Source organism: Secundilactobacillus paracollinoides DSM 15502 = JCM 11969 (assembly GCF_001311135.1).
Classification (GTDB): Bacteria; Bacillota; Bacilli; order Lactobacillales; family Lactobacillaceae; genus Secundilactobacillus; species Secundilactobacillus paracollinoides.
Map to the genome: position 1 here is coordinate 1 of NZ_BBAG01000098.1, position 5,894 is coordinate 5,894.

The following is a 5,894-nucleotide window of genomic DNA, read 5'->3' on the forward strand; positions in this document are numbered from 1 at the left end:
CAGTGCTTATGGCTACTACTTTTCTTGGCATCATAGCTGAAACGTGTTCCAGCAGGCAGAGGGCGGAGCCTGCTTCCACACTCTACCTTGTACTCTTCCTCTTCATCAAAGTCGTCGCAACCACGGTCTTCAACGGGACGTCTCTCCCGTCATCCAACCTTGACTTCATCATATCCACAGCCGTGACACCCATTTGGTCCGTGTATACATGGACTGCGCTTAGTTCTGGATAGACGTACTTTGCCACTGAGGTGTCGTTAAAGCTAAACAAGCTTACCCGTTCCGGCACGTCGATATTAGCCTCGCCCAGTGCTTTCAAAGCACCGATTGCCATTGGGTCGTTACTGATAAAGAACGCGTGTGGTAAGTCATCACCTAATTCGCGAATGGCTTGCTGCATCAGGTCATAGCCCGATTGATTTGTGTAGTTGCCCTGGAATACCAGCTTGTCGTTATACTTGCTAGAACTCGTCATGAGGCGTTTATAAATGCTATATCTTGGATCTGGAATCTTTAGCTTGCGGTCAGTTGTGTATTCTGACCCGTAAATGATTCCAACTTCATCACTTTGCGCTAATAATAGCTGTAACGCTGCTGTCACCGGTGTTTTAAAGTCAGTCACAACGCTGTCAAAGCCGCGGCCAATTTCGCTCCAGTCAACGAACATCAGATTATTTGTCAACTCTGATAGCTGACTGACCTGGTCTTCGCTGTACTTACCAACGGCGATGATGCCGTCAACATCCTGGCTAATTTCAGAGACTTGGTTTTGAAAAACGGGTGTGGTCTGAATCTGCAACTCTTGGCTGCGCTTTTCAATACCCATGCGAATGGCCATGTAATAGAGATCATCCATTTCCTTGTTCTCTGAATACCACTGAACGACAGCGATTCGATGCACCTCAGGATTCTTCGGTGACCGTTTGATCTTGGTGTAGTTCAACTCTTCAGCAATTTCAAAGATCCGTTGCCGAGTGTCGTCGCTCACCGAAAGCGTGGTGTCGTAGTTCAGTACCCGAGAAACAGTGGATAAGGAAACACCCGCTTTTTGTGCAATATCTTTAAGTGTGACTTTCATGGGGAGCCCCCTCCTAGAGTGTGAAGCAAGGCGGTTTGAGGGCGGAGCATAAGCTAACTATGACGGAAAATCCCGGGCTTGGATTTTTTGTCATAGTTAGCTTATGCAGTAGCCCTCAGCCTTGCTGAGCACGTTTCGATAGAGTGTGAAGCAGGGCGGTTAGGGGCGGAGCGTAAGGTACTCTGGTCGAAAAAGTCCGGGCCTGACTTTTTTGGCCAGAGTACCTTACGCAGTAGCCCCGTGCCCTGCTGAACACGTTTCGGCTAGATAAGAGAGACCCTCAAACCGAGACATCTCTCATATCTACCCTTCCATACATATTTACATCACCATTGTGTCGCATGGAAGCCCTTACGTCAACCATCAAAACACCCTCACAACAATAGCCCGCAGACCATCGCCCACGAGCTACCACCTGTCAAAACGACAGATAAAGACTGTTATAACTGTGCAATAAACCGGTCAAATGCGGCTTCACCGTCGGCGGTCTGCTTGAACACGCCAGCATCTTGCAACACCCGCGCAAAGACTTTCCCGATGGCTTGATCAATAATTTGATCAGCGTTATCAGCTGTAAAGTCGTTAGTTGCCTTAAGGTCATCAGCCCAAGCCTTGTGGTAGTCCTTCATCTCATTAGGTTGATCAAGAACGTACTTTTTAACTTCCTGCATTTCAGTCTTCAGTCGTGCCGGTAAAATGGCACGTCCCATGACTTCAATGAGACCGATGTTTTCCTTTTTAATGTGTTGCACATCCTGATGTGGATGGAAAATGCCGTCTGGATATTGGTCAGAGGTTTGGTTATCCCGTAAAACGATATCCAGCACGAATTGATCACCCTTGCGGTAGGCAATCGGCGTCACCGTATGATGCCGTTTCCCATCCGTAAAGGCGCGCACATCAACGGTTTCGTCAGAATACTGTTTCCAGGATTCCGCAATCAGGTTGGCGGCATTGATCAGTGAATCTGGGGTGTCCCCAGTCAGGCGAATCGTGGACATTGGCCATTTCACGATTCCGGCATCCACGTCGTCAAAACCGGGCAAGGTAATCTCGCGCGCAACGGGGGCCTTCATCATTGGGAACTGGTGGCGACCACCCTGATAGTGGTCCTGCGCCAGCATAGAGCCGCCAACGATTGGCAGGTCAGCATTACTCCCCACAAAATAGTGTGGGAACGTGTGCACGATCTCCAGCAGGTTCGTAAACGTCCGCTGTGTGATAGCCATTGGTCGGTGAGCTGCCAACAAGAAGATGGCATGCTCACTGAAGTAAGCGTATGGCGAATACTGGAAACCCCAGGGTTCGCCGCCAAGCGTCATCCGAATAACCCGGTGATTGGAACGCGCCGGATAGCCTAACCGCCCTAGATAACCTTCGTTTTCAATGGCCAGCTGACTTAACGGGTAAGTGTTAGTCTTCTGGTTCCGAGCGGCCGCGATGGCCTTCGGATCCTTTTCAGGCTTGGATAAATTGATCGTGATTTCCAGATCACCAAAGTCAGTTGGCGCGTCAAAGACGATGTTCTTCGCAATCGCACGGGTCTTAATATAATCATTCTTACGACTCAAATCGTAGAAGTAGTCAGTGGCTTCTTCTGGACTGTTGTTGTACTTGTTCCAAAATTTGGCATTAATGTTGGCTGGCGTTGCGTCATTAAATCAGTCAGTTGGGCTTCAAGGATATCCTTGTCCGTTTGACTGTCTTCAATTTTGCCATTCTGAACGGCTGTTTCAAGCAACGCATCGAGCACGTCTAACAGGTCGTCACTCTTGGCGTCAACGGCTTGGGCATCGCCCACAAAGCCAAGGACCTTATTTGTCACGTAAATGCGATCCAGCGGTTGATAGGTGCCGCTGTCAATGATTGCATCCACGAATTGATCAACTGTTTTAGACATGACTAGGCTTCACCCCGATCGTTGTAACCCTTTGGATGACTCTGCTTCCAGTTCCAAGCAGTTCGGATAATTTCTTCCACGTCATCATACTGTGGCTTCCAGCCCAGAATCTTACGGGCCTTGTCTGAAGCAGCAATCAAGGTGCTTGGGTCACCAGCCGCCGAGGAGCATCTTCGGCAGGAATGGGTTGGCCAGTGGCCTTCCGAGCAGCTTCCAAGATTTCCTTGTTGGAGAATCCAGTTGAAGAGCCCAAGTTAAAGGCGTCACTGTCATGACCGTCCTTGAGGTATTCAAGAGCCAAAATGTGTGCGTCGGCCAAATCCATCACGTGGACATAGTCACGAACATTGGTTCCATCCTTAGTTGGGTAGTCGGTCCCGAAGATCTTCAACCCGTCACGTTCACCAGCAGCCACTTGGAGAATAATTGGGACCAAGTGGGTTTCTGGATGGTGGTCTTCACCAATGGAACCGTCGTCCTTAGCACCGGCAACGTTAAAGTAGCGCAGCGCCACAAACTTGATACCGTATGACTTGTCAGCCCACTTGATAATTTTTTCCATGCAGAGCTTTGATTCGCCATACGGGTTGGTAGGAATCTGCGGATCCGTTTCCTTGATAGGAATCTGCTTAGGTTCGCCATAGGTTGCAGCGGTACTTGAGAAGATGATCCGCTTAATGTCGTGATCCTTCATGGCTTCCAACAAAGTGATCATGCCACCAGTGTTGTTATCAAAGTACTTCAACGGGTTTTCCATCGATTCTGGCACGATGGAGAAGGCAGCGAAATGAATAACGCCTTCAACGTTTTTCTCAGTGCCAAAAACGCGGTCTAAGAAGCCACGGTCGCGAATGTCCCCTTGGTAAAACCGCGCTTTCGGGTTCACAGCAGCACGGTGCCCAGTAATAAAACTATCGATCACAGCAACGTCATACCCTTTTTCAACTAAACGATCAACGGTGTGGGAGCCAATATAACCGGCACCACCTAATACAACAACAGTCATGTAAGTAACCTCCTGATAGTCTCTCTTCTTATCTGATAAACAACACCCACCGGGCGGGGCCAGCGAGTGTCATTTTTTTCAATTCACAATTTAATTGTACGCTTTTACTAAAACGAGATTAAGCTTTGATTTCCTTATGACCATCAGCAATATTAGCAACATAGAAGCTAGCATCATAACCGATCTCCTTCTTATAAACGTCACCGACAGCCTTAGAGAAGGCGTCAACTTTATCCTTATTGACAATGGCAATGGCACAGCCGCCGAAACCGGCACCAGTCATCCGGGCACCCAAGACACCGTCTTGTTTCAAGGCGGTTTGAACTAAGCAATCCAATTCCTTACCAGTGACTTCGTAGTCATAACGTAATGAGACGCCAGAAGCATTCACTAGCTTGCCAAACTTCACAAGGTCGCCATCCGTCAACGCCTGCTTAGCACGCAGGGTCCGCTGATTTTCGATAACGGCATGACGGGCACGCTTGATCAAAATATCGTCATCAACTAAGTAGGATTCTTCATCAAATTCATCCTGACTTAATTCACCAAGCGTCTTGATAACAACGCCGCCCTTTTGCATGCGGGCAACCGCTTCTTCACACTGGCTGCGACGTTCGTTGTACTTTGAGTCAACGAGTTCACGCCGCTTGTTGGTGTTCATGATCACCACCACGTTATCGCCCAATTCAGCAGGCACATATTCGTATTTCAGGGTGTTGGTATCCAGCAAAACAGCTTGGTCTTTCTTCCCCATCCCGATAGCGAATTGATCCATGATCCCGGTATTTAATCCAAGATAGTCATTTTCAACAGCTTGGCCATTCTTAACGAGGTCGAGTTGTTCGAGACCCCAACCAAATTCAGTGTTGAAAATGTTGCCCAACAGTAATTCGATTGAAGCGGAAGATGACAAGCCAGAAGCATCTGGCAAATCACCATGAACAAATAAATCAAACCCATGAGGAGCAGTAAAATTCTTGTTAGCCTTTAATTCATAAAGGACACCGCGAACGAACTTGTCCCAGCTTAGATCCTTCTTGAAATCTAATTCATCAGTTGTAAATTCAATGACACCGGCGTCTGGAATGTTGGCAGATTGCACGCGGATCTTGTTATCCTCACGTGCCTTGTAGACACCGTACGTCCCCATGCTAATCGCACAAGGGAACACGTTGCCGCCATTATAATCAGTATGTTCACCAATCAGGTTGATCCGGCCTGGGGCGAAGTACACCTTGTCAGCTTCGTAGCCGAATGCATCGTTAAATTCCTTTTTTAAACTTGAATAGTCCATGATCAGGCCTCCGTTTTTACTAAAACTTTTACCATAAACTAAGATACGCCAAATGCCGTCACAAGTCAAATGTAATCGGTTACTTTTCATAGATGGGATTTTGTTTTCATACATTTTCTTTGTAAATTTTACTATGGTTATGAGATTATGCTTGCGTCCGCTTCACTCCGTCGGACGACTCTGGGAGCTGTAGTGGTTCGCGAAGAAGCTAATTTTTTCTTTCAGAAAAAATGGATCTCCTTCACTCACATGTTACTAGGCGAGGAAAGTACCCTCACCAAGTAACATCGACACCACTGCTCCGAGCTCGTCCGACTCCGTTACGCTCACAAAACTGGTTCCAAACCACTTCACTTAATAATTGAATATGGGTTAAACCAAATTTGAGATGAATTTTCGCCTAACCTGTTGACCGTTCACGTTGCTTTACTAATAACGATCAGGGATTCGAGTATGCAATATGAACTAATTAACCTCTAACGTCTATACAAGAATCCTCAGTTTGTCATTTTTTTCAAAAGTAAAGCGCACCAAATCATAGCGCAGAACGGTCGCCACAAAAAAAACGACCACCCAATAAGAGCAGTCGTCATCGTCATTCATTTAAATTAATCGA

General features: G+C 47.3%; 2 protein-coding genes and 2 pseudogenes. All 4 read right to left on the reverse strand.

From position 1 onward, the window contains the following. Nucleotides 1–82 precede the first annotated feature (82 nt). The 4 genes and pseudogenes from JCM11969_RS15710 to JCM11969_RS15725 all read right to left on the reverse strand — a co-directional run bounded on the left by JCM11969_RS15710 (nt 83) and on the right by JCM11969_RS15725 (nt 5,278). Nucleotides 83–1,078, reverse strand: a complete 996-nt coding sequence (locus JCM11969_RS15710; RefSeq protein ID WP_054712713.1) for a LacI family DNA-binding transcriptional regulator — start codon at nt 1,076–1,078, stop codon at nt 83–85. 440 nt (nt 1,079–1,518) lie between these two features. After that, nucleotides 1,519–2,978: pseudogene (locus JCM11969_RS15715) on the reverse strand (UDP-glucose--hexose-1-phosphate uridylyltransferase). A 2-nt stretch (nt 2,979–2,980) separates the two neighbouring features. Beyond that, nucleotides 2,981–3,984, reverse strand: a pseudogene (gene galE, locus JCM11969_RS15720) (UDP-glucose 4-epimerase GalE). A 118-nt stretch (nt 3,985–4,102) separates the two neighbouring features. Further along, a complete protein-coding gene (locus JCM11969_RS15725) occupies nt 4,103–5,278 on the reverse strand; it encodes a galactokinase (RefSeq protein ID WP_054712716.1) in 1,176 nt (391 codons plus the stop codon). Nucleotides 5,279–5,894 lie beyond the last annotated feature (616 nt).

Coding starts and splice junctions, on each gene's coding strand:
- JCM11969_RS15725 (WP_054712716.1), bottom strand. CDS start 5,278: ATGGACTATTCAAGTTTAAAAAAGGAATTTAACGATGCATTCGGCTAC.
- JCM11969_RS15710 (WP_054712713.1), bottom strand. CDS start 1,078: ATGAAAGTCACACTTAAAGATATTGCACAAAAAGCGGGTGTTTCCTTA.